Origin of the sequence: Sphingobacterium sp. UBA5670 (assembly GCF_002420705.1) — a bacterium.
Taxonomy (GTDB): domain Bacteria; phylum Bacteroidota; class Bacteroidia; order Sphingobacteriales; family Sphingobacteriaceae; genus Sphingobacterium.
This window is the reverse complement of sequence record NZ_DIIM01000013.1, coordinates 26,704-47,897: the sequence shown is the minus strand read 5'-3', so window position 1 is coordinate 47,897 and position 21,194 is coordinate 26,704. Positions and strand designations below refer to the sequence as shown.

Below are 21,194 nucleotides of genomic sequence, written 5' to 3'. Positions count from 1 at the left end.
AAATCTTACATCCAATATACAAAAATTGAAATGTCGTATTCTTGAATAAAGAAATAACTGACTTAAAATAACAAAGGACTTGCACAAGCAAGTCCTTTGTTATTAAATAATACGCAAAACTAATAGCGAAACTCTTTCACTACCTCAATGGCATATTTTACATTATCAAAAGGAATATCTGGCATAATACCATGGCCCAAGTTGAAAATAAAGCCATTTTCGCCTCTCATGCGTTCAAATAAGTCTATGATTTTCTTTTTGATAACAGATTTATCGGCGTAAAGAACAAATGGATCCAAATTCCCTTGGACAGCAATACCTTGTGGTAGAGATTGTTTCATGTTTTTTAAATCTGCATTCCAATCAATAGAAACAACATCAGGTTGTGCTTCGACCATCATAGGTGCAAAAACAGACGATCCTTTGCAAAAGGAAATGACTGGAATATCCTTACGATTTAACTTAGCGATAATCTGCTTATTATAATAATGCGAAAAATCACGGTAATCATTCCATGATAGAGCCAAGGCCCAGCTATCAAATAATTGAATCGCATTTACGCCAGCAGCAATCTGCATGTTCAGATATTCAACCGTGACATCGGCGATCTTTTGAAGAATCATATGCGCCAATTCAGGCTGATTATTCAACATCAACTTAGTCAGCTTAAAATCTTTTGAAGATCCACCTTCAACCAAATAACTCAAGATCGTAAATGGAGCTCCTGCAAATCCGATTAGGGGAATACGATTATCAAGACGCTGCTGGATTACTTTGATGGCATCAGCAACATACTGCAATTTATCCAAACAGTTGGTGGACAAAGCTTCTGCATCCTTTATAGAACGAACAGGATTAGAAAAACGAGGGCCTACGCCTTGTTCAAAAGACAGATCCCCTCCCATCGCTTCAGCTGTGACTAAAATATCAGAAAATAAAATAGCCGCATCAATGCCTAGCAAATCTACCGGAAGCATAGTGACATCCGCAGCAATTTCTGGTGTTTTGCACATCTCCAAAAAGGAATATTTATTCTTGATATCCCAATATTCCTTCATAAAGCGTCCAGCTTGACGCATCATCCACACAGGAGGTCTTTCCGTTTGCTGCGAAAATGCAGCTCTAATCAATAAGTCGTTTTGTAAAGTAGTACTCACTATAAATGTTTTGAAATTTCGTTTTCTATTTTTGTAATAATGCTGTTCTGTCTAGCCGTCAGATGTAACTTATTGGCAACATCTGTATAAGCTCTCGCTCTTTCATAATCCAACTTTCGCAACGCTATATTTGCCAGATTAATCATAACCATCCCCTTTTCATTATCTTTTTTCCAAGGCAGACGCGAAGCTAGCTGAAAATGATATTCAGCCTCATCGACACGTTCTTCTTTAAGCGCAATATTTCCCATCATAAATTCATAGAAATTGCGTCTGCCTTTACGAAGTGCGTCGGGATTCCTTATCTCAGCGAGCAAATTTTTTGTCTTTTCATAATCTTGCCTATGGAAAGCCTGCGTTGCCAAAAAAACGGACCCTTCTCTAAAATGACTCCAAATCAAGTAGCCAATTCCACCTGCTATTAGCACAGCAGTTTGATAATGCCCTTGGTATAAGCCATAGCCCAAAAACAATGCAGCAATAAAAATAACGGCTATTCTAGCCCTGATCGTCATCATCTCTTTCTACCTATGCGTTATTGTCGGTAAACTTATAACCAACACCTCTGATAGAATGGAAATAGATAGGATGTTTTTGATCTGGCTCGAAATATTTCCGGAAAGTTAGGATAAAGTTATCGATCGTACGTGTCGATGGATAAACATCGTAATTCCATACGGTCTCCAATATTTGCTCACGCGATACAGCCTCATTACGCCTTTCAATCAACAGCTTCAATAACATCGTTTCTTTCTTGGTCAAAGAAGTGATGGTACCATCCGCATGATGCAGTTCATAAGAATTAAAATAGATCGTTTTATCACCGATTTGGTAAGAATTTAACTCCTTCAGATCGTCCGGTTTCATACCACGACGCACCAGATTTCCGACACGAAGGATCAGTTCCTCCAAGTTGAAAGGTTTTACCAAATAGTCGTCAGCTCCCTTTTTAAGACCTGTAATTCGATCCTCGCTGCTATTTTTCGCAGTTAAAAACATGATAGGAACTTCAGTGTTTTGCAGTCGAATAGTTTCAGCAACTTGGAATCCATCAATTTCCGGAATCATCACATCTAAAACCACCAAGTTGAAACGTTCTTCCTTGAATACCTTTAATGCTTTTTTTCCGTCGGTAGCCGTAGTAACACGGTAACCTTCCATTTCGAGATTCAACTTGATAGCTTCTAACAAGTGTTCTTCATCTTCGACAAGTAATATTCTTTGTTTACTTTGCATTTCTTTCAAATGTTACTTCAAAAATACTCCCTTTAGGAGTGTTATCTTTAACTTTTATGGTCGCGTCGTGTTTCTGCAACACAGTTTTCACGATATATAACCCCAAACCTGTACCTTTGGTTTTCCGTGTCGCTTCACTACCCACGCGATAAAACTTATTAAAGATAAGTTTTTTCTCCTCATCACTGATACCGATACCATGGTCAGCAACAGAAAAAATTATTTTATTATTCTCCGTATATAATTTCACATCCACCATAGCACAAGCCGGTGAATACTTAATAGCATTTTCAATTAGATTGGTAACTACATTGCTTATCGCAAACTTATCAGCATGAATAATAATATCCGCTTCCAAATAAGGTTTCAAAACTTGCGAACTACAAGAATTCTTTTGAAGCCTGTCAACGATCTGCTCTACCAAAGAAGTAAAATTAAAATCTTCTTTCGGCATACTGTAATTGCGGCTGTCCAATTTGGTGGTCATCAACACATTTTCCACTAAATCATCTAAACGTTCGATATCCTTTAGTGAATTCCTCAAGAATGTCTGCTGCTGTTCCTTATCCAGATCGCGTCTCAAAATCGTTTGAATATATAATTTGACAGAAGCCAACGGTGATTTCAGTTCATGTGTAATAGCCAAAAGAAAATTCTGCTGTTGCTGTAATAATTTTTGTTCTCTTTCAACCAGTCGCTTCAAGCGCCATGCTCCCCATAAAAAGATGATCAAAAAGAATATTCCTTCTCCTATAATCATGTTCTTTTTACTAGGATCAAAGCGAATAAACATCACTCCCCACCATATCAGTTGCATAACCGCGTAGAACAATAGAAAATAAAAGAGTAACAGCGCTTTCTTCATGTGACAAAAATAGGTATTCACCCATGTATTCGGAAATATCCGAAGGATTATGACACAAAGAAGAAAATTAACCGATTCGCAATAAGACTAAAATCATCAAACAGTCATATAAACAATCGGAAAAGCGATATCGCTAAAAGTGACCTTTAATTTCATCACTGGATAACCCAACTGACTTGGAATTTTAGGTTAATTTGTTTTAATTTTGCATATGTTTAATCACGAGAAAAAAGACATTTTCTTCGACCTCGATCATACAATATGGGATTTCGATAAAAATGCCGAAGAAAGTCTGCACGAGCTATATTTTAAATACAAGTTTGATCACTTGTTCAACCAAGATTCATCCACTCGTTTTATAGAAACTTATACGGTTAATAATCATCGACTTTGGGGACTCTATCATCATGGAAAGATCTCAAAACCGGAATTAAGGAAAGCACGGTTTGCGGATACATTTACAGAACTTGGTGTGGATCCTGAATTATTTCCTGAGGAATTTGAACTGGAATATCTCGCTATCTGCCCCCAGAAAACAAACCTGTTCCCTCACGCACATGAAACGCTAACGTATTTAGGTGACAGATACAATCTTCACTTGATATCTAATGGCTTTAAAGAGGCTTGTGAGACCAAACTGGAAAAGAGCAACCTAAAAAAATATTTCAAAAATATTTTTATTTCAGAGGTCATCGGTGTGAACAAACCCGATCCCCGAATATTTGAGTTTGCTATGACGACTGCTCAAGCGCAGGCGCATCAATCACTGATGATTGGAGATAACCTTGATGCAGACATCCGTGGAGCTGCAAATGTAGGTATGGATGCCATTTTCTTTAATCCAAATATCGTCGAAAAACCAGCAGATGTATCGCATATGATCATCGATTTAAAAGAACTGCAATCGATACTATAAAAAATAGAAAAAGCAGCTTAAAGCTGCTTTTTCTATTTTAGAACCTTTACGGTAATATTCTTAAACCAGACATCGTTTCCGTGATCCTGAAGACCGATAAGCCCTGATTTGCTATCGCCACCAACATGACTCAACAATTCAAAAGCCAATGGCCATTTCTCTTCGCTGAATTTACTTTTTTGCAATAGATCAATCCACGACTTATCCCATAAAGTATATTCAACAACTTTTACACCGTTTTGAAAATGTTCAACCTTTCCATTATTTACTCTGATCTTAACTTTGTTCCACTCACCATAAGGTTTGCCGTTTTGCGGCTTAGCAGGTATCATGTCGTATAATGAAGTGGATTTACGGTTTCCGTCAACCCCCATTTTAGCATCAGGATGATTTTCATTATCCAAAACCTGACATTCTGGAGAGGAGATATAAATCGGTTGTCCTTCAACTTCTTTTGCTAAAAAGAAAATACCTGAATTAGCCCCTTTAGCAACTTTCCACTCCATTTCCAATTCGAAATTCTTGAAATCATGTGCAAACACCAAATCTCCACCTTCTTCTTTACCAACATTGGCTTGGCTGTCAAATTTGATCGCTCCTTCGTTAATCACCCATCTTTTTGGGACTACAGTTTTGTCGTAACCTCTCCATCCTTCCATAGAAGTACCATCAAAAATAACATAAGCACCGGCTTTATTCTTTTTAAATTTCTTGATATCTACACGTGGTAAATCTAAGATTTTGTAAGCAGGAACCTCTTTTTTCGCTTGCGCTACGGCAGTATTAAGATGTGCTGAAAAAGCAATCACCGATACCGCAAGAACTGTTTTTAATAACTTCATTCTTTTTAGTTTTAGGTTTGTTTTAAAATTAAATTTAAGCATTTGGGCTTATAAAGAGGAATATTTTTTAATATTCCTCTCCTCCACCCATTTCATTTGTATTTGACACTTTCTTTTTTGATTTGTTTAAATCTTGGCTACCGAATCTGTAAGAAAGTGATAGTGTGAACATTCTCTTCATCCAACGATGCTCAAAATTAGAACTTAATTGCGGTGTTTCGGTAAAGCCCTGCATTTTTCTTGTGTTAAATACATCCCTGACATTAAACATGATGGACGCTTTCTTATTTAGCACATCTTTTTTCAAAGCTATATCAACACCCTTCATTGCATTCATCTTTCCTTGTGCCATCACCCGGGAGGAATTATATTCGCCACGAACTTGAGCGGAGAACGTTGGCGTGAAACGATAATTAGCCGTTAAATTGGTATTGTAGGCAAATCCATTGGATGCTTTAACGTTATAAGCCTCATTAGCTTTATAATTAATATTGATCAGATTAAGATTGAATGTAAAATCAAAGTCCTTTGTTGCATTTACTTTAGAAATAAATTCAAATCCGGAGAGATTTCTGCTTGTCAGGTTTTCCCATCTACTATAGGTTACGCTACTCAATGTGTCAACAAAATAAACATAAGGCTGCATCACCTCACTTGTATGATTAAAATATGCGGAGGAAATCAAATTCACCTTCCCAAAGGTTTTTGCAAAACTAAGTTCAAATCCGTGCACGTCCTCGGGTTTAAGATTTGGATTTCCCTGCCGTCTGTTCATATCATCCGACACATTCAAAAATGGGTTGACTTGCCAGCCTCTCGCACGCTGTACCCGTCTAGAATAACTCAATTGAATCTTATCCCCATCTTCACCTACATTATAAGTCAAAAATACGGTAGGATATAACCTAAAGAAATCTTGTTTTGCTTTCGTCTCCTTATCGACCACATCCGGATCTTTTGAAAAATAGGTAGAACTCAGGTTAAACTGCTCTGCACGCAGACCGACTTGATAACCGATCTTATCGGACAGTTTGCCCTGATAATTTGCATATAAGGCATGAACAGTAGAAGTAAAATCAAAGTCATTACTGATACCGTAGTCGGTTAAATATTTCCCACTGGCAACAGCCAAGGTATCTGAAAGCTGGGTGTCGAATGATTTCCTGATCTGAGAGCGATAACCGGCCTCAAACTTACTATCTTCCGAGAAAGGTAAAACATAATCTGCCTGGATATTTATATTTTTTCCATCTTCTGAGCTCACATTATTCCGGCCCGTGCTAGGAGTACCAGAATCAAATTGCTGTAAAAAAACATTCGTGCCATCTTCTTTATCCCTTCCATAACTCGCATTGGCCGTGAGTTCCTCTCCAGACCTTTTAAATTGATGTCTAAAGTCCATCGTAAACTCGTAGCCCAAATCATCTTCAACCTGTCTAGAGGTTCTCGTACTCGTGCCAGATAAGGTTGGGTGATTAATATAACGATACCACAAGTCCTCTCCACGATTATTATCCCTTACGCTAACATTACCAGAAAGACTCAATGAAGTCTTATCAGAAAGATTATAGTCCACCCCCGCTTTTATTGTATGACTATTACCTTTCCTCGACGATTCAGAATTATTCGATATCTGGCTATTATTGTTTTTAAATATATTATCCACAGCGCCGCTTCCAACCATATTGCGCTTGTTGAAATTATAAGATCCAAAATAATTAAACTTCCGGTCTCGATAATTCAAAGTCAATCCGGCCATATAATTATCATAAGACCCAGCTGAAGTATTTACAGATCCATTTAATCCCGTCCTCACATTTTTCTTAAGAACGATATTGATTATCCCTGTCTGACCTTCCGCGTCATATTTAGAGGAAGGGTTGGTAATAACCTCAACTTTATCAATTGAATTAGCTGGTAGACTTTGTAGCAAAGAAGTAACATCACTCCCCGCAAGGGCTGATTCTCGCCCATCTATTAGGATCTTCACACTACTTGATCCACGCAAACTGACAGATCCGTCCTGATCAACCTGCAAAGTGGGCACATTTGCTAGCACATCGGTTGCTGTCCCACCGGCACTGACCAGGCTCTCCCCAACGTTGAAGGTTTTACGGTCTATACCGATTTGCATTGCCGGAGCTCTCGCCTCAATCACAACTTCATTCAGTAAATTACCTGTAGATTTCAAAGCAATTCGACCCAGATCTTTGCTTTTAGTACCGACAACCTCCACACCTTGGATAGTTTGTGTCTCGTAGCCGATATAAGTGATACGAAGATTATATTTACCAGGTTTGATATCAGATAACAAAAGAAATCCTTGATCCACGGACTGAGCGCCTTTAACAAAGGCGTTATTGCTGGCATCCAAAAGTGCTGCACTGGCCGAAGAAATAGGTTTAGAAGTTTCGCTATCGACTACAATAGCTTTGATCTGGCCTTTTTGAGCAAAAAGAACAAAAGGCAAAAAGAATAAAAATAAGAAAGATTTAAACGATTTAGCGTTAAAAAACATGCTTCAGCTTAGTTTATAGTTATAGTGCAAAGAAAACTAAAACTTATAGACAAAATTGAAGCGTAACCATATTATTACGGTAACAAAAGAATAGCAAATTACTCCACAGAGACTGTTAATCCTTCCGCTTTCAGGATCTTACGATAGATTTCCATTTCTGTATAGGTCCCTTCCAATACAGCGCATTTTCCTTCGGTATGAACCTTCCAGGCAATCTTTTCGGCTTGCTTCTCGGTATATTGCAAATGATAGATGAGACAATGAATCACATGCTCAAATGTATTGGTTTCATCATTCCACAAAATAAGTCGATTAGACTCTTTCACAGAGGCTAATATCTCTTCTAACGTAAAGGTTTCTTCAGCAGTTTGGGTACCCATGCTGCAAAAATAGAATATTTTTTTCTAAATTAACGATAATATAAAAGGGAAGAATACAATCAATTAGCGGAATTTATTATGTTACAGTCAAAAATTGCTGGAATTGGCTATTATGTTCCAAAAAACGTATATACCAATAACGACCTTACACGCTTTATGGATACCAGTGACGAATGGATTCAGGAACGGACAGGTATTAAGGAACGTCGATATGCAGACCGAATCGGCGAAACCACCACAACGATGGGGGTCGAAGCTGCTAAAATTGCCATTGAGCGCGCGCATATTACAAATGAAGATGTAGATTTTATCATCTTTGCAACCTTATCTCCGGATTATTACTTCCCGGGCTGCGCGGTCTTGCTCCAACGAGAAATGGGAATGAAAGAGGTGGGAGCGCTGGATATTAGAAACCAATGCTCTGGCTTCATATATGCCCTGTCTATCGCAGATCAATTCGTCAAAACGGGCATGTATAAAAATGTGCTTGTTGTCGGATCCGAAAAACACTCCTTTGCACTCGATTTTTCCACCAGGGGCCGTGCTGTCTCCGTTATTTTTGGTGATGGAGCAGGAGCTGTAGTTGTGCAACCAACAACGGAAGATGGCAAAGGGATTCTGAGTACCCATTTACATTCAGATGGAGCCGACGCCGAAAAGTTGGCCATGTATTACCCAGGAGCATCCAGTGGAATTTGGTTGGATAAAATGCCAGATTGGCCAGATCAGGAATTGGGAGGACTATTAATGACCAAAGAAATGCTCGAAGACGGAACTGCATTTCCAAATATGGACGGACAGGCGGTCTTCAAAAAAGCTGTTGTCAAATTTCCGGAGGTCATTCATGAAGCGCTAGCAAAAAATAATTTAAAAACCAGCGATATCGATTTATTGATTCCACATCAGGCCAATCTTCGCATTTCGCAATTTATACAGAAAACACTTGGATTAAGAGAGGATCAAGTATTCAACAATATCCAAAAATATGGAAACACAACTGCAGCCTCTATACCTATCGCCTTATGTGAAGCTTGGGAAGAAGGAAAGATTAAAGAAGGAGACCTGGTCTGCTTAGCGGCTTTCGGTGCCGGGTTCACCTGGGGATCAGCCCTGATTCGATGGTAGAACCTCCCCAATAAAAAAAGGTGCTAATCGTATGATCAGCACCTCTTGTATGTTCTTCCGAATCAAAAATTATCCATTTGACAAAGCAGCTGCACCGGATACGATCTCTGTCAATTCTGTTGTAATTGCAGCCTGACGCGCTTGGTTGTAAGAGAGCTTTAGCGATTTCAATAAATCACCCGCATTCTCTGTAGCTTTATCCATTGCCGTCATACGGGCTCCATGCTCAGAAGCATTCGAGTCTAAAACAGCTTTGTATAATTGAATCTTGATTGCTTTAGGAATCAGTTCCTCGATAATCTTCTCTTTGGAAGGCTCGATGATATAATCCACCTCAGCTTCTATTTTTGCTTTATGCGTATGTTGTTTGTTTTCCTCCGCAGGTAATAATGGTAAGATCTGCTCTGCAGTCAACTCTTGAACTGCTGCATTTTTGAACTGGTTATAGACCACTTCAATACGATCAAAATTACCTTCTTTGAATTGTTCCATGATAAATTCAGTCACCACAGATACAGAACCAAAATTTAAATCCGAAAACAAATCAGAGTGATTAGCTACCACATTGAAGTTACGTTTCGAATAGAAGTCGTAACCCTTTTTACCAATACCAATGATACTCAAATTACCTTTTGCATGTTGCTCAGCATATTTGTTAAAGATCAAGTTATTGGTCGCTTTGATAACATTTGCATTGAATGCTCCTGCCAAACCTCTGTTAGAAGAAACGACAACAATCAACACCTTATTTGGCTCGCGGTCTACTGTAAAAGGAGAATTACTCCCCTCCACACTAGCAGAAACATCCGCCAAAATATCTCTTAGTTTATTCGCATATGGGCGCAATTGTAAGATAGCGTTGGTAGCGCGCTTCAATTTAGCAGCCGAAACCATTTTCATAGCTTTCGTAATCTGCTGTGTTGATGATACCGAGGTAATCCGGTTTCTTACTTCTTTTAAATTTGCCATATTTGTTTTAAGTATTAAGTACCTAGTATTGAGTATTGAGCCTTGTCAATAGGACTCAATACTAAATACTCATTACTATTAATATTTCGATGCTAAATCCTTAGCTACTGTTTCTAATACTGCAGTCAACTCATCAGAGAACTTACCTGCTTTAAAAGCCGATAATACTTCAGGATGACGTTGTTCCAATTGAGTCAAGAATTCTTCTTCAAATTCTCTCACCTTGTTTACAGGAACATTACGCAATAAACCTTTTGTTCCGATATAAATGATCGCAACTTGTTTCTCTACAGAAACTGGAGAGTATTGACCTTGTTTTAAGATCTCAACGTTACGAACACCTTTATCCAACACAGCTTTCGTAGCAGCATCTAGATCAGAACCAAATTTCGCAAAAGCTTCCAATTCGCGGTACTGAGCTTGATCTAACTTTAATGTACCAGATACCTTTTTCATCGGTTTGATCTGTGCGTTACCACCTACACGAGATACAGAGATACCTACGTTGATCGCTGGACGGATACCTGCGTTAAACAAGTTAGACTCCAAGAAGATCTGACCATCTGTAATTGAAATTACGTTTGTAGGGATGTAAGCAGAAACGTCACCAGCTTGCGTTTCGATGATCGGAAGAGCAGTCAATGAACCACCACCTTTTACCAAATGTTTGATTGACTCAGGTAAATCATTCATATTGCGCGCGATCTCATCTGAAGAGTTGATTTTCGCTGCACGCTCTAACAAACGGCTGTGTAGATAGAATACGTCACCTGGGTATGCTTCGCGGCCCGGTGGACGACGCAATAACAAAGAAACCTCACGGTAAGCTACAGCTTGTTTAGACAAATCATCATAAACGATCAATGCCGGACGACCAGTATCACGGAAAAACTCCCCGATAGCAGCACCTGCCATTGGCGCGTAGAATTGAAGTGGAGCAGGATCAGCAGCAGACGCAGCCACAACGACTGTATAAGCCATAGCACCTCTTTCCTCCAATGTACGTACGATATTTGCAACTGTAGAATTCTTTTGACCTACGGCAACGTAGATACAAAATACAGGTTGTCCTGCATCATAGAATTCTTTTTGGTTCAAGATTGTATCGATACAAACAGCTGTTTTACCTGTTTGACGGTCACCAATAACCAACTCACGTTGGCCGCGACCTACTGGAATCATCGCATCGATCGCTTTGATACCTGTTTGTAATGGCTCAGTTACCGGTTGACGGTAGATAACACCCGGAGCTTTACGCTCGATAGGCATTTCATACAAATCGCCTTGAATAGGTCCTTTACCATCAATTGGCTGACCTAAAGTATTTACAACACGTCCCAACAAGCCTTCACCAACTTTGATGGATGCAATACGGTTAGTACGTTTAATAGTATCTCCTTCTTTGATTTCATCAGAAGGACCTAAAAGTACAACACCAACGTTGTCTTCTTCTAAGTTTAATACAATACCTTGTAATCCGTTATCAAATTCAACCAACTCACCGGACTGAACTTTAGTTAAGCCGTAAATACGAGCAATACCGTCACCTACAGCAAGTACGGTACCCACTTCCTCTAGTTCGGCTTCTGATTTAAAGCCCGACAATTGTTCTCTTAGAATTGCCGAAACTTCATCTGGTCTTACCTCTATCATTTTAATTATTATAAGGGGTTTTTTGATTTATTTTACTTCAAGTATCAGAACAAACTAATTATTCTGATTCAAATATCTTTCCAATTTATTCAACTTACCAGCAATACTTGCATCAATTTGGCGATCACCAATATTGACTACAAACCCACCGATCAAACTATGATCAACTTTATTGATCAATATTACTTGAGCGTTGGTTTCTTTCGCAAGTACATCTTTCATCGCTGCCAAATTAGCTTCAGAAAGTGGTGCTGCAGATGTAACTGTAGCTTTCACAATTCCTTTTACCTCGTTATACTCACGAATAAATTCTTGAGCAGTGGCATATACAATCTCGCCACGACCTTTATTGATCATGATCTTAAAGAACGCCAAGATGTTTGGATTGATCTTATCTTTAAATAGCGCATCCAATATGTTTTTCTTCTTGTCCAAAGGAACAATAGGATTGGCAAAAACTGCTTGCAATTCTGTACTGGATTTTAAAACAGCGATGAATGAATCCATATCTGTCTTGATTGTTTCCAGTGAGCCTTGCTCGCCTGCCAAGTCGATTAATGACTTAGCGTATCTCGATGCTACTTTAAATACTGACATAATTCTATTTCGTAATTTGAGTGACCGGATTAGTTCAATTTAACGTCATTAAGCAAATCTGCTACTAAAGCTTCTTGCTTTCCTTGGTCCTCAAATTCTTTGTTTAACACTTTACGAGCAATATCCAAAGACAAAGAAGAAACCTGAGACTTAACCTCAGCCAAAGCTTTGTTCTTTTGTTCGTTGATCTCGATTTTTGCTTGTGCAATCAATTTTGCACCTTCAGCCTGAGCCTGAGTTTTTGCCTCAGCTACAATCTTATCTTTAAGTTCTTTTGCTTCCTTAAGGATAACATCGCGCTCAGCACGAGCTTCCTTTAGTAATTGTTCGTTCTCATTTGTCAAACGAGCCATTTCTAATTTAGCTTTTTCAGCAGCCTCTAAAGCACTTGCAATACCTTTTTCACGTTCGTCTAGGGCATCAACAATTGGTTTCCATGCGAATTTACCTAATAAAAAGATAATAACCACAAGGACGATGACCATCCAAAAAAACAAACCGTACGAAAACGAATGTATTAATTTATCCATTGTTATACTATATAATGATAATTCTTATTTTTTAAGATTCAGGAATAATATAACCTGCAACCAACCGTTGCAGGTTATACCATAAAACCGTTGTGACTATTTACCTAATAATAAAGCACCGAATGCTAAACCTTCAAGTAAGGCACCAATGATAATCATTGCAGTTTGGATTTTAGATGCTGCTTCTGGTTGACGAGCGATAGCTTCCATTGCAGAACCACCAATTTTACCTAAACCTAAACCTGCACCGATAACGATTAAACCGGCTCCAATTAAATTGTACATAATGTATGATTTGAATAATTAAAAAATTTACTGATTAATGATCGTGATGCTCTTCAACAGCCATGCCAATAAACAGGGATGACAACATCGTAAAAATAAACGCTTGTAAGAATGCTACCAATAATTCAATAACCATCAAGAAGATTGTTAAGAACATGGAAACACCTATACTACCCACAACTGTCAGTTGGTGTTGCAATAAATAAACAATTGCAATCAGTCCCATTACGACAGTGTGACCAGCTGTAATATTTGCAAACAAACGTACCATCAAAGAGAATGGTTTTGTAAACAATCCCAATACCTCAATCGGAGCTAAAACAAATTTAAATGGAACCGGAACCCCTGGCATCCAAAAAATATGTTTCCAATAGTTTGCGTTTGCTTTGATATTTACAATTAAGAATGTAAAAAGAGCCAAACATAAAGTTACTGTAATGTTACCTGTGACGTTAAACCCTAGTGGTGTCAAACCAACCAAGTTTAAAATCCAGATCAAAAAGAATACAGACAATAAATAAGGCATAAATTCCTTGTAACGATGACCAATGTTTGGAATAGCCATCTCGTCACGCACATAAATAACCAAAGGCTCCAATACACGACCAACACCTTTAGGCAAATTGTTAGCCCCTTTTTTATACGTTTTAGCCAAACTGATAAATGCCCAGAACATTAAAAACGCTGCCAAAAACAAACCGACAACACTTTTAGTGATCGAAAAATCCAACGGCATATCTACAGATGGATGAAAATCTGTTGCTTCATGAATTTCGTGAGAACCAATCACATAAGAAGTTTCAAATTCTTTCTTTTCTTCTTTTCCGTCCTCATTTACAGTCATTACATAACTGCCATCAGCATTTTTACGATACTCATGACCAGCCAAATTACCTGTAGCATCAGTTTTATAAATTTTCCCGTGGTATAATGCATAATATTGACCATCAACCTCAGCAACCTTATTGCCGTGATCGAATGCCGAAGCCATAAAAACTTTCAAGCCGTTATCAATCAAAATGACGGGCAATGAAAAACCATAGTGTTTACCTGTCTCTTCATCCGAAAAGAAGCTAAAATAATAATCATCTTGTAAGTGATGCTCAATATGGCTATTGATTTCCTCAGCCTGCGATTTTTCTCCGTGTGCATCCTCATTCGCCTTTGTTAAAAATGGCGCAACTGCAAACAGAATAACTGCTAAAAATTGAAGTGTTCTTTTAAGACTCACGATACTACTATTATGTTATTTAAAATTTTTTGCGAAAATACTACATATAAAGCACAAAAGCTACTTTAATATTACATTTTTTTGAAAAAACTATCGTTTTCTCCCTTAGGATTTGTTTAAAGCCTTATAAGCAAATACAACATCGTAAAAAAGGAATAAAACGACAACGATCAAATAGTTATATTTTAAAATATCAGCCTGCGGTTTTGCCAGCCCATTATGGATAAATAAATAATTTAGGACAAACTTTAACGTCAATAATCCTAAAAAAACAAAACCGACATATTGCGGAAATTGCTGCGAACAATAGCTTATTCCCACCATGATGATGATGGATAAAATCAATTGAAAAATATAAATCTCGTATAGCGGAAAGCCCAGATTATCTAACTGTTGTATTCCAGCAAAAGATTTTAACAAAAAGAAATGAACGGCAAAAATCAATACCGCAACAAAAAATAAAATAAGAACCTGCTTTATATATACTATCATCTATCGTTTAATCGATTCACTTGCCTAATGACTTGGTACAGAGAAATCCCAATCCCCACGAGGGTGCAGACTTTCATCCATAATTGGTTATCAGCATGTAACTTCCCATCCAACCAATCTCCCAATAAATAAAATATGTAAATGGTAAAAACCATCTGGGTAGAAATAGTTGTCAACACAAGCCACTTGTTAGGATCTTTCTTGTCTTCCATAAGCAATCTTAAGGTTATCAATGGGCTTTCAACAAACTATATCACAATATTTGTTACAAATATACGCTATAAATTTTTATTGCCTACAATCCCAAAACTTTTTGTCCAATTTTAATATCCGGATAGTCAATATCCGCCCCCAAAAGCATCTTAAGTTCGGATGAGGACTTATCCGGGTTTGCACGTATCACACCAAGAATACGATCCAACTTCTCCTGCTCGATCAACTCTGTCGCTTCCACTTCTGTACCAACAAAATTAATCAAATGTCCGTAAATCGTACCTGCAACCATCCCGCGCTTACCTGCTATATCAACAATACTCATCCCTTCCTTAAACATTTCCAAGGAAATTTCTTTTGTATCCAACTTTTTAGGACCTTCCTCGTCCGCACTTTGCGCAGCTAATTCATCTTTTTCTTTGGTCTTCACACTGGCCGCAACGTCAAGCATCGCCGTTTGAAAATCTTCCCTTCTTGAAAGCGTTTCCGCAATAAGCAGACAATGCTGCAATTGCTCGCGTTTTCGCTTGTAATCAAGCAATAATGCTTTTAACTCGTCAATGTATTTCTTTGTACGTTTTCGTATCTGGTACTCTTCAATATGTTTGGTTAAAGCCTCAATCAGATCGATATCCATTTTCGGTAAAAACCAATTGACCGCAGCAGTGGAACGTTCACAGATGATATCATAATCAATTGCATCTTTATCTCGCAGCAGCTCATATAACACAACAATAAATTTATGCGCAACTTTCTCCTGTGTCTGGAGGTGCTTTACTAATTGTTGAAAAAATAACACCGCCTGTTCCTTACCGTCAATATTACGCTCTTCAAGTGATTTCAATAACTCTGAAGTCTCTGCCAGCAATCCATCCCAGCGAAAACCGTGCATTAAAATCTGACCAAGATAATTCCGCTGGCATTGTTCCAGAATCTCATTGACATTAGCCTGCCCCTGAGCACGCTGCGCAAATTCGACTACCTGGTAATCTGTACGGATAGCATAGGAAGGAATAATAGATTTTAAGACAAGTCCATCCAAACTCGTCAATCGGCTCAATGCAACATACACCTGTCCAGCGGCAAAAGAGGTTCCCGCATCAATAATTGCTTTCTGAAAGGTCAAGCCCTGACTTTTATGAATAGTGATCGCCCAAGCCAAGCGAAGTGGAAATTGCGAAAATGTACCCAATATCTCCTCCTTGATCTGGTCTTGCCCCTTATCGTAATTATAACGAATATTTTCCCAAGTCTCCCTTTTGACGGTTACAGACTCCGATCCATCAGGGAATGTCACCGTTACTGTGCCATGTACGGTATCTATGTCCTTTACCGTACCGATCTTACCATTGTAATACTTGCGTTCATCTCCCGAATCGTTCCGAATAAACATGACTTGCGCCCCTATTTTCAATGACAATGTCTCCTCTGCAGGATAGGACCCCTGTGCAAAGTCGTCCTTTACAACTGCTTTAAGGTTTAACATCTTACCTGACAACGAAGCCAACTTAGCGCCGTTTATCTCATCTGCATTTCGATTGTGGGAGGTCAATGTGATATATTGCTCTTCTTCATTTGGAACAAAGTCCTGTTGATAATAACCATTTAAGGTCTTGAGCATATCACTTGTACATTGATTGTTTCGTATGGCATTCAGAATGGAAATAAAACCCTCATCTTGTTGGCGATAAATTTTATTAAGCTCCAACATCACCACAGGATTATCTCTCAAAATTTTGGCATTGAAAAAGAAAACAGAAGAATAATGATCCCGTAAAACATTCCACTCGGCATCCTTGACTACGGGTGGCAACTGGTATAAATCACCAATAAATAACACCTGTAACCCGCCAAAAGGGCGCATATCACGACGAACTGACTGTAGTATAACATTAATTGCGTCCAACGTATCGGCCCGAACCATCGACACCTCGTCGATCACCAATAATTCAAGTTCCTGCAAAATAGCCCTACGTTGTTTGGTCAGTTTAATGGTACTGAATAGACGTGATTTATTGTAAATATGGCTATCCTGTTCGTCCCAACGCAATTCATAATCTTCAATAAAGGTTCCAAAAGGAAGCCAAAATAGAGAATGTAAAGTCGTTCCACCCGCATTCATCGCCGCAACGCCTGTAGGTGCCGTAATAGCCATTTTTTTATAGCTATGTTCACGGATATATTTCAAGAACGTCGTTTTTCCCGTACCAGCCTTACCCGTAATAAATAAGTTTTGGTTCGTTTGGTTAACGAAAGCAACAGCCTGCATAAATGCAGTATTTTCCCGATCGACTTGAAAGTTTGACATATCCTAAAATTAGATTGACCACAAAATTAGCGATTTCCTTTTTAACTTCTTGCCAAAATCCCAGTTAGGGATAGCTAAGCGATGCCTTTTATAACGTATTTTTATAAAGCTAAAACGGTTAACTTAAAATATTAATGTATTTTTTTTATATTTAGCTGCTGAATTAACGAATAACAAATTTTTAGAATTTTTAACATGGCTATAGATAAAATCGCATTGTTTGAAAAAGTACAGGAGATGCTGACATCCAAAGGTTTTCGTATTGATAAATCAGATGCAGCACGTCCTTGGGGAGGATTCTTCGTGATTGATGAATCCCAGGCACAAGAATTCGCCAATGAATATTTCGGTGGAATGGATGTACAGGAACTAAGAATCTCAGGAAAATTAAGTCCAAAAATTTTAATTGTTGCTCCTGAAAAGAGACTTTCATGGCAATATCACCACCGCCGTGCAGAAATCTGGCGTGTTATCCAAGGTAACGTAGGTGTGATGGTTTCTGACACTGATGAAGAGTCTGTTGTTTCTACATTGAAAGAAGGAGAAACAATTAGATTACGTCAAGGACAACGTCACCGCTTAATTGGATTGGATGGTTTCGGTATTTTGGCCGAAATCTGGCAACACACAGATGCAAACAACCCTTCTGATGAAGATGATATTGTTCGCGTGCAAGACGATTTTGGTAGATAGTAAGCTATTACTGCTACAACGAAGATTCCCGATCAACAATTGGGAATCTTTGTTTTTTATACCCCATTAGAAACACCAGCCCCATCAATTCATCCTAAGCAACCAACTATTTTATCACTTTTATTCCAGTTGACCTCCTCGCTAAGCTTACCGTTGGTTACCACAACACAATCCGTTAGAAGAGAAACTTAATTTTTATTATTTTAGTAGAGATATAATCAACTATGACATGATGAGCAACGACGACACCAAAAGAGGATCCAGTATATTAAACAGTCTGAAGAAGTTAATTTTTGAGGATGATCAGCCCCAGCAAGCTCCATCGGTACACACACCGCCGGTTCCTGCTCCTACCGCTGTTCCTGAAAAACCTACTATTCCGCCGGCCTATTCATCGCCCGCGGAATCGGCTACAACTGGAAAAACACCTCCTCCAATCCCTATCACAGCCAATGATGGCACCACCGATCTCAAAGAAATGAAAATAAAGGTCTATGCCATTCTTGAAAAACTCAACGAACAAGGTGTGGATTTTTTTGAAGTTTGGAACGCCGCAGCAGCAATGGGAAAAGTAGAGGAAAATACATTAAAGGCGGCCTATACCTCACTGAAATTTGTGGACAGTTCGTTATCCAAAGATAAACTGATCGCAACTGGCACAAATTATGCTAATAAACTGAAAGAAACCATTGCCAAAGAATCGGAACAAAAACAGGCTGAAAAGAAAAAGACTGAACAGGACCGAACCATAGAGATTGCAAATCTGAACAATGAGATCAAAACAATCACAGAGAATATCGCCAGATTGCAAGCTGATCTACAGAAAAAACAACTCGCACTGGGACAGATTAATGAAAAGTACGAACCCAAAATTAAAGACATCGAACAAAAAATAAACATCGGTAATGCGGCTGTTGACGAAGTGGTCTCCGAAATCAACAATGCATTACGCATGATTAATCAATCAATAACATAAAAATAAATCAATGGAAAGAAAAGATCAGTATGTTAATATTCCCGCTGAGATAAAGACGCAACTTCCGATATTTCAAGTATTGGGCGATCATTTACCTGCGCAGCTAAAATCACCAGAAGCGAAGAAGACGATCTCCACAATTTTCTTTTGGGCACTTTTAATTGGGGGAGCATTTGCTTTTTTCAAATACTTACCGGTCATGTTGGAGTATGCCGGAAAAAGCATACTTTTTGTCGTATTCAGCATCATCCTAATTACCTTATTACTGCTGGCTCCTAAAATCATTGCGCTGTTGCATAGACTTGGCACTGTCTTACTTTTTAAAGGCGAAAAATCCATCATTAGAAATAACCCCATAGAAACTTTACAATTGCTTTCAAGAGATGCCAAAGACACCCTTAAACGTGTGAAGGAAAAAATCAGCAATGTTGATGGAGTCCGTATCGATATGATTCAAAGTGGTGAAACTGCACAAAAGACGGCGGAAGAAAAATATACTTATGCCAAACGTTTTACAGCAGAAGCCGCAAATCTAGACGAAAAATCAAAAGAAGAAGCGAGCAAAAATAACGCAGAGAAAGCTAACGCTTATGCGAGAGATGCAAAGGAAACCCGTACCAAAGCCTTTCTATTGGGAAAAGAAGGCGAATCAGAAGAGCAAAATGCACGCAGCTATGTCCAATATGCCAATCAGTTTGCAAAAGTATTGGAAGTTCTGAAGGACAATGAAAGTGCCGCTCGCATTTATGTAAGCACCTTGGATAGCAGCATTTCTATTATTTCCAAGAAGCTGGAAGCAACTCAAAAAATGAAAAATGCGACCGACGGGCTGGCCGATGTGTTCAACATCAAAGATGGCTGGGCATTCCAGGAGGCCATGAATGCCGCAACTGGTGCCATTAGTCAGAATATTGCTTCCATCCGATCCAATTTGGATTTCTTAGATCAAAACAACAACATTACTGTTGGAGGAACGCCTACACAGGGTGAGTTGGAAGAGTTTATCCGCAAAGTTGATGAGCGTAATCTCAATGTATTAAACGTTACGCAAATGGCCGATGCAAGCTATGAACTCAAACCTGAAGAAAAAGTGGACAAAGGATTTACATTACTTGATTAACTAACAAAAATCATATTACTTCAACATTATGGAAGAAAAATCAACATGGGCAAGATTAAGATGGCCTATCAAAGCAATTATTATCGCCTTACCTATTCTGGCAATCGGTTACTGGGCCATGCAATCTGGCAAATTTGATGCTAACCCCACTGTACAAACAGATTCGACCAGTCACCACAATGCCGCTGCAACTCCCGCATCGGGCTCGGAAAGCACACGTTCATTCAACTATCAACCCGAAAAACCGGTTGATGGTGAGTACAAAGGCGTCGTTGAAGTTGGCGCTTCTGGTTTCAATTCCTTTGTTGTCAATATGGACAAAGAAAACCGTTGGGAGATCATTTCCAAAGATTTTGGAAAGTCTTTTGCCTATGAAGGACTGGCAAATACGGAAGACATCCGCAAAGGATTAAAAGATTATATCGGCATGATGCTGGATAAAGGCGTCAAATCCAAAAACATACATTTCGTCATTAGCTCCGGCGCCCAAAAAGAGCCCAAAACTGGTGTTATCAGTGCTGAACTAAGAAAAATGGGATTTGTGGTCAATTTAGTTACTGCCGAGCAAGAAGGAAAACTGGCGTTAAAATCTGTACTTCCAAAAGCTTATGAAGACAATTCTTTTGTCGTTGATATTGGCTCTGGTAATACTAAAATCTCGTGGATTGACGGTGACACCAAATCAGTGGAAGCACCGGGTGCAAAGTATTATGAGAAAGACCTTAAAGACGATGCTGTCTACGCCGAAGTAAAGAAATTAGGTGAGAAGATTCCAGCAAATAAAAGAGAAGTTTGTTTTATTATAGGTGGGGTTCCATTCGAATTGGCTTCCCAGACTCGTCAAGGTGAAGAACGTTTTACGGTCCTAAATGATCCGACATCCTATAAAGCAGATAAAATAAAAACAAAAAGTGGTGTCAACATCTATAAAGCAATTAAAGATGCAACCAACTGCGACACCTTCGTGTTTGATTGGGATGCTAATTTCACAATTGGTTTCCTACTTTCATTAAACAAATAGTTCTTACTATTTTGTATAAAAAAGGGACTATCCAAGCTTTTTGGATAGTCTCTTTTTTATACAATTT

The 21,194-nt window shown here is 38.6% G+C and carries 22 protein-coding genes; 6 read left to right on the top strand and 16 right to left on the bottom strand.

Annotation, left to right across the window (positions count from 1 at the left end):
* Nucleotides 1-119 precede the first annotated feature (119 nt).
* From hemE to B3C94_RS10985, 4 genes are read right to left on the bottom strand one after another with little or no spacing between them, the layout of a single operon-like run.
* A complete protein-coding gene (hemE, locus tag B3C94_RS11000) occupies nucleotides 120-1,157 on the bottom strand; it encodes a uroporphyrinogen decarboxylase (RefSeq protein ID WP_293903434.1) in 1,038 nt (345 codons plus the stop codon).
* A complete protein-coding gene (locus B3C94_RS10995; RefSeq protein WP_293903431.1) occupies nucleotides 1,157-1,675 on the bottom strand; it encodes a hypothetical protein in 519 nt (172 codons plus the stop codon). Before B3C94_RS10995 ends, hemE begins: the two co-directional genes overlap by 1 nt.
* A 10-nt stretch (nucleotides 1,676-1,685) precedes the next feature.
* A complete protein-coding gene (locus B3C94_RS10990; protein ID WP_070563139.1) occupies nucleotides 1,686-2,393 on the bottom strand; it encodes a response regulator transcription factor in 708 nt (235 codons plus the stop codon).
* Nucleotides 2,383-3,258, bottom strand: coding sequence for a sensor histidine kinase (locus B3C94_RS10985; protein ID WP_293903428.1), 876 nt, complete (start codon nucleotides 3,256-3,258; stop codon nucleotides 2,383-2,385). The genes B3C94_RS10990 and B3C94_RS10985 overlap by 11 nt, the downstream gene beginning before the upstream one ends.
* Before the next feature lie 211 nt (nucleotides 3,259-3,469).
* Between B3C94_RS10985 and B3C94_RS10980 the strand changes: the two genes are divergently transcribed.
* The gene (locus B3C94_RS10980; RefSeq protein WP_293903425.1) at nucleotides 3,470-4,174 is read left to right on the top strand and encodes a YjjG family noncanonical pyrimidine nucleotidase; all 705 of its coding nucleotides are present in this window, start codon (nucleotides 3,470-3,472) and stop codon (nucleotides 4,172-4,174) included.
* A 32-nt stretch (nucleotides 4,175-4,206) separates the two neighbouring features.
* Here the strand turns inward: B3C94_RS10980 and B3C94_RS10975 are convergent, their stop codons facing one another.
* The 3 genes from B3C94_RS10975 to B3C94_RS10965 form a co-directional block, all read right to left on the bottom strand.
* Entirely contained in the window at nucleotides 4,207-5,016 is an 810-nt protein-coding gene (locus B3C94_RS10975) for a 3-keto-disaccharide hydrolase (RefSeq protein WP_083663849.1), read from the bottom strand.
* 67 nt (nucleotides 5,017-5,083) lie between these two features.
* Nucleotides 5,084-7,534 carry a TonB-dependent receptor domain-containing protein gene (locus tag B3C94_RS10970; protein WP_293903419.1) on the bottom strand — a complete coding sequence of 817 codons (2,451 nt, stop codon included), beginning with the start codon at nucleotides 7,532-7,534 and terminating at the stop codon, nucleotides 5,084-5,086.
* A 98-nt stretch (nucleotides 7,535-7,632) separates the two neighbouring features.
* On the bottom strand, nucleotides 7,633-7,914 hold the full coding sequence (locus tag B3C94_RS10965) for an ATP-dependent Clp protease adaptor ClpS (protein WP_046671971.1): 282 nt from the start codon (nucleotides 7,912-7,914) through the stop codon (nucleotides 7,633-7,635).
* 78 nt (nucleotides 7,915-7,992) lie between these two features.
* Between B3C94_RS10965 and B3C94_RS10960 the strand changes: the two genes are divergently transcribed.
* A complete protein-coding gene (locus tag B3C94_RS10960) occupies nucleotides 7,993-9,039 on the top strand; it encodes a 3-oxoacyl-ACP synthase III family protein (RefSeq protein ID WP_293903414.1) in 1,047 nt (348 codons plus the stop codon).
* Between the two features lie 69 nt (nucleotides 9,040-9,108).
* Here B3C94_RS10960 and atpG read toward each other — a convergent pair whose 3' ends face one another.
* The 9 genes from atpG to B3C94_RS10920 form a co-directional block, all read right to left on the bottom strand.
* Entirely contained in the window at nucleotides 9,109-10,008 is a 900-nt protein-coding gene (gene atpG, locus B3C94_RS10955; RefSeq protein WP_293903411.1) for an ATP synthase F1 subunit gamma, read from the bottom strand.
* Between the two features lie 78 nt (nucleotides 10,009-10,086).
* Nucleotides 10,087-11,661, bottom strand: coding sequence for a F0F1 ATP synthase subunit alpha (gene atpA, locus B3C94_RS10950; protein WP_293903408.1), 1,575 nt, complete (start codon nucleotides 11,659-11,661; stop codon nucleotides 10,087-10,089).
* A gap of 54 nt (nucleotides 11,662-11,715) precedes the next feature.
* Nucleotides 11,716-12,258, bottom strand: coding sequence for an ATP synthase F1 subunit delta (atpH, locus tag B3C94_RS10945; protein ID WP_293903405.1), 543 nt, complete (start codon nucleotides 12,256-12,258; stop codon nucleotides 11,716-11,718).
* Between the two features lie 29 nt (nucleotides 12,259-12,287).
* On the bottom strand, nucleotides 12,288-12,788 hold the full coding sequence (locus tag B3C94_RS10940) for a F0F1 ATP synthase subunit B (RefSeq protein ID WP_046671966.1): 501 nt from the start codon (nucleotides 12,786-12,788) through the stop codon (nucleotides 12,288-12,290).
* A gap of 96 nt (nucleotides 12,789-12,884) precedes the next feature.
* Nucleotides 12,885-13,073, bottom strand: coding sequence for an ATP synthase F0 subunit C (gene atpE, locus B3C94_RS10935; RefSeq protein WP_021188666.1), 189 nt, complete (start codon nucleotides 13,071-13,073; stop codon nucleotides 12,885-12,887).
* A 34-nt stretch (nucleotides 13,074-13,107) separates the two neighbouring features.
* Nucleotides 13,108-14,304: a F0F1 ATP synthase subunit A gene (gene atpB / locus B3C94_RS10930; protein ID WP_293903401.1), complete on the bottom strand. Its 1,197-nt coding sequence runs from the start codon at nucleotides 14,302-14,304 to the stop codon at nucleotides 13,108-13,110.
* A 105-nt stretch (nucleotides 14,305-14,409) separates the two neighbouring features.
* The gene (locus tag B3C94_RS10925; protein WP_293903398.1) at nucleotides 14,410-14,796 is read right to left on the bottom strand and encodes a hypothetical protein; all 387 of its coding nucleotides are present in this window, start codon (nucleotides 14,794-14,796) and stop codon (nucleotides 14,410-14,412) included.
* Nucleotides 14,793-15,008, bottom strand: a complete 216-nt coding sequence (locus tag B3C94_RS23535; RefSeq protein WP_414712662.1) for an AtpZ/AtpI family protein — start codon at nucleotides 15,006-15,008, stop codon at nucleotides 14,793-14,795. Before B3C94_RS23535 ends, B3C94_RS10925 begins: the two co-directional genes overlap by 4 nt.
* 83 nt (nucleotides 15,009-15,091) lie before the next feature.
* A complete protein-coding gene (locus B3C94_RS10920; RefSeq protein WP_293903395.1) occupies nucleotides 15,092-17,317 on the bottom strand; it encodes a helix-turn-helix domain-containing protein in 2,226 nt (741 codons plus the stop codon).
* A gap of 195 nt (nucleotides 17,318-17,512) precedes the next feature.
* On the opposite strand from B3C94_RS10920, the gene B3C94_RS10915 reads away from it, so the two are divergent.
* The 4 genes from B3C94_RS10915 to B3C94_RS10900 all read left to right on the top strand — a co-directional run bounded on the left by B3C94_RS10915 (nucleotide 17,513) and on the right by B3C94_RS10900 (nucleotide 21,127).
* The gene (locus tag B3C94_RS10915) at nucleotides 17,513-18,010 is read left to right on the top strand and encodes a phosphoheptose isomerase (RefSeq protein ID WP_293903392.1); all 498 of its coding nucleotides are present in this window, start codon (nucleotides 17,513-17,515) and stop codon (nucleotides 18,008-18,010) included.
* 229 nt (nucleotides 18,011-18,239) lie between these two features.
* Entirely contained in the window at nucleotides 18,240-18,986 is a 747-nt protein-coding gene (locus B3C94_RS10910; RefSeq protein WP_293903389.1) for a hypothetical protein, read from the top strand.
* A gap of 10 nt (nucleotides 18,987-18,996) precedes the next feature.
* Nucleotides 18,997-20,106 carry a hypothetical protein gene (locus B3C94_RS10905; RefSeq protein ID WP_293903386.1) on the top strand — a complete coding sequence of 370 codons (1,110 nt, stop codon included), beginning with the start codon at nucleotides 18,997-18,999 and terminating at the stop codon, nucleotides 20,104-20,106.
* Nucleotides 20,107-20,134: 28 nt separating this feature from the next.
* Nucleotides 20,135-21,127, top strand: coding sequence for a hypothetical protein (locus B3C94_RS10900; RefSeq protein WP_293903383.1), 993 nt, complete (start codon nucleotides 20,135-20,137; stop codon nucleotides 21,125-21,127).
* The last annotated feature ends 67 nt before the right edge of the window (nucleotides 21,128-21,194 follow it).